The organism is Arthrobacter sp. (assembly GCF_030540645.1).
In the GTDB taxonomy this organism is placed as follows: Bacteria; Actinomycetota; Actinomycetes; order Actinomycetales; family Micrococcaceae; genus Specibacter.
The window spans coordinates 3,517-6,453 of sequence record NZ_JAUNVV010000123.1 but is presented as its reverse complement, the minus strand read 5'-3'; the positions used below and the strand labels follow the sequence as shown (position 1 = coordinate 6,453).

Sequence of the window (2,937 nt, the reverse complement as noted above, 5' to 3'; positions counted from 1 at the left end):
CGCGGTTGGAACGGACTCTATGTTGCGCTCACCCGCTGCACCCAGGAACTGGGGCAACTGCTGGTCACGTAGTTTGGCGTACGACGCCGGCCACCCATCGAATGCGCGTTGTCTCACCATTCGTGGTGGCTGGCCGATTGGCCTACGTCCGCGCAATGGCCCGACGGGCAATCCGCCCACCGATGAGTGGGTTGGTTCCTACGGACCAACCGGATAAAAGGTCTGCTTCGTTGTCTGCGGTGTTGATGTCGTTGGAGACAGTGCCGTCGAAATTGTTTCACCAGTGATTTTTTGCAGCTCCAGGGAATCTGGCATAGCCCCGTCTTCCTGCGAGGCAAAGGCTATGACGAGGAGCGAGCCGACGCGAGCATACGTGGAAAGTCCGTGCACCTGCGTCTCTGGATCGGTCGTGGGATTGGTATTTGAGACACCGGTAGTGGTGCTCGTCATCGTCAAGGCATATTTTGACGTTACGGCGTCGTCAGCGTCTATTTCAAATGGAGCTCTGTCGACAGTGCCCAAGCCATGCAGTGCAACGCTCACAGGTCCAATGTCCATCGCCGCATCGATCGTAAAATTTTTGCACACGTCAAGCGCGTCACGATTCTTCGCAACGACAGCTTGAGCGGACGCCTCATCCGCAAATGAGGCGACCTCGACAGCGATCGTGGTGACCCCGTTCGGGGACAAGAAAGTGAGGAAAGCCTTCGGCGTATCCGCATCCAAGAGATTAGGGGCACCGGGCTGGGCCAGCTGGCTGCATGAAGCAGGATTGATACCCTGACCAGGGAGCGCAGACTGCTCTACGAGTGATCCTGCTCCGGCCATCAGCGACTGAAGCATGGCATCGCTGAATATTTGTGAGCTACTCACGTTATTTTCTGCGGCCACCACTTCCAGAATCTCTTGCAACTGATCAGCCGAATAGCTGCGCTGCGGATGCCATGGACGAGGTGTTGCGACAGCCGTAGAAGCCGCCGAGGCGGATGCAATCGCGGAAACCTGAGAATCCGTGTGAAGGAGGGCAGGATCTGCAACCCCGCTTTGCGGGTTCTCAGCACACCCCGAAATCGCTAATAGAAGCGCTGGGACAATAAAAGCGACGTACATGGAAAACTTACGCTGGGCATGGATTCTAGTATTGAAGGACAAGGAGGACTACCTTTCGAACGGGGACGATTACCGCGGGTGAAGTATCAAGAATCCTTGGAAAGCAGCCACCGTGTGCTCCTCCGCCGGAGGCATTCTTCCTGCCAGAATGTTAGTGAGGAAATGACCATGGAGGAGCAAAATTCCATGTCAGGGACTGTTTTGTCATCGAATGTGGGGACATTGCAGTGGCTAAGGCCTCGTGGACTTGCTCTCAACCTTCAGAATGGAATCCGGGAACGGTGGCAGCTTCGACTCTCGGCACCGCCAAAGAAGCAGCAATCTTGCCTCCACCCCATATGTCGCTGAATCAACGTTCGGCATGTTGGTTCCCCGTCCGTCTGGCCTTTCGTCGCCTGCGGCACAGCCTCATCTCGGTCCCCATCCAGGGTGATGATTGTGACGGGTGTAACAGCGTATGCGACCTCCCCAACCCGGGCCTGCCCTCCACTTCAATAGACTTCTCCCATGACTGAGACTGCCACCAATTCGGTGACCCTTCGTTTCCTTGCAGCCCCCACCGACGTCGGGCACAGCGGCTCCGTGGATGCCGGCACCGTGCTGGAGTGGGTGGACAAGGCGGCGTACGCGGCCGCCGTCGGCTGGTCCAAGTCATATTGTGTGACTGCCTATGTGGGCAATATCCGCTTTGCCGACCCTGTCAACGTCGGGGACATGGTGGAGGTGAAGGCGACCATCGTGTACACCGGGCGCTCATCAATGCACATCCGCACCGTGGTGTCCTCGGGCGATCCAAAGGGCGGTACCCCCACGATGCGCAGCCAGTGCACCGTGATATTCGTCGCCGTGGGCGAAGACGGCAAACCCATTCCGGTGACACCGGTGGAGCCCACCACGGCCGAGGAGATTGAACAGCACCAGGACGCCGTGGCCCGGATCAAGGTCCGGGAAGAGATCGTGGCCGCCATGAAAGACCAGGAGTACACGGATGCCGGAACGGCCGAGCGAGTCATCCTGAGGTTCATGGCGGCACCCACGGACGTGAACTGGGGTGGCAAGGTGCACGGCGGAATCGTCATGAAGTGGATCGATGAAGCCGCCTATGTGTGCGCGTCACGATACTGCGGCAGTGACACCGTCGCCGTGTTCTCCGGCGGCGTCAGGTTCTACCGGCCGCTGCTGATTGGCCACGTGGTGGAAGTAGAGGCCCGGCTGGTCTACACCGGGATCAAAGGGATGCACATTGCAGTGCATGTGCGGTCGGGAGATCCGAAGGGCCGTGAGATGAACCTGACCACGTACTGCCTGACCGTGATGGTGGCGCGTGACGACGACGGCAACTCAATGCCGATTCAGCCCTGGGTTCCGGTAACCGAAGAAGACAAACGCCTGCGCGACCACGCCCGCGAGCTACTGGAAATCCGCGCCAGGATGCCACGAAACATGATCGCCAATCATCTGATGAAGACTCTCAGTCCCGCGGCAAAGCAGCCCTGACGAACCCGCGCCCACCCGACGAGGCCCCGGCAGGTCGCCGTCGGACAGGTGCTGGTTGGAGAGAGCTGGTTGCCTACCGCTCAGGGATCCACGAGGGAGCATTTGTCCCTGCGCCGGTGAGAGCATCGCAACGGACCAACTCCGTTCCTATGCGGTGTAGCGGGCATTGCATGTTGGTGTGGGATGGCCCTACCCCGCCCGAGGTTCCGGGATCCTGAACGGAAAATGCCGGGGCCGGCGCTGCCAATGCCACGAGCAGGGCGGCAACGGCAATGCCCGCCGGCCGCCATGCCCGATGTGTGGTTTGCATGATCTTGCCTTCCATTGAGT

The 2,937-nt window shown here is 59.4% G+C and carries 3 protein-coding genes; 1 reads left to right on the top strand and 2 read right to left on the bottom strand.

What is annotated here, in order from left to right:
* Positions 1-198 precede the first annotated feature (198 nt).
* A complete protein-coding gene (locus Q4P21_RS15560) occupies positions 199-1,110 on the bottom strand; it encodes a hypothetical protein (protein WP_303389637.1) in 912 nt (303 codons plus the stop codon).
* 507 nt (positions 1,111-1,617) lie between these two features.
* On the opposite strand from Q4P21_RS15560, the gene Q4P21_RS15555 reads away from it, so the two are divergent.
* Positions 1,618-2,607: an acyl-CoA thioesterase gene (locus tag Q4P21_RS15555; RefSeq protein WP_303389636.1), complete on the top strand. Its 990-nt coding sequence runs from the start codon at positions 1,618-1,620 to the stop codon at positions 2,605-2,607.
* A 73-nt stretch (positions 2,608-2,680) separates the two neighbouring features.
* On the opposite strand, the gene Q4P21_RS15550 is transcribed toward Q4P21_RS15555, so the two are convergent.
* Positions 2,681-2,937: hypothetical protein (locus Q4P21_RS15550; RefSeq protein WP_303389635.1), on the bottom strand; the 257-nt coding region annotated here is incomplete at its 5' end.

Excerpts from the sequence above, each read along its gene's own strand:
- Q4P21_RS15560 (WP_303389637.1), bottom strand. The coding sequence starts at position 1,110 with ATGTACGTCGCTTTTATTGTCCCAGCGCTTCTATTAGCGATTTCGGGG.
- Q4P21_RS15555 (WP_303389636.1), top strand. The coding sequence starts at position 1,618 with ATGACTGAGACTGCCACCAATTCGGTGACCCTTCGTTTCCTTGCAGCC.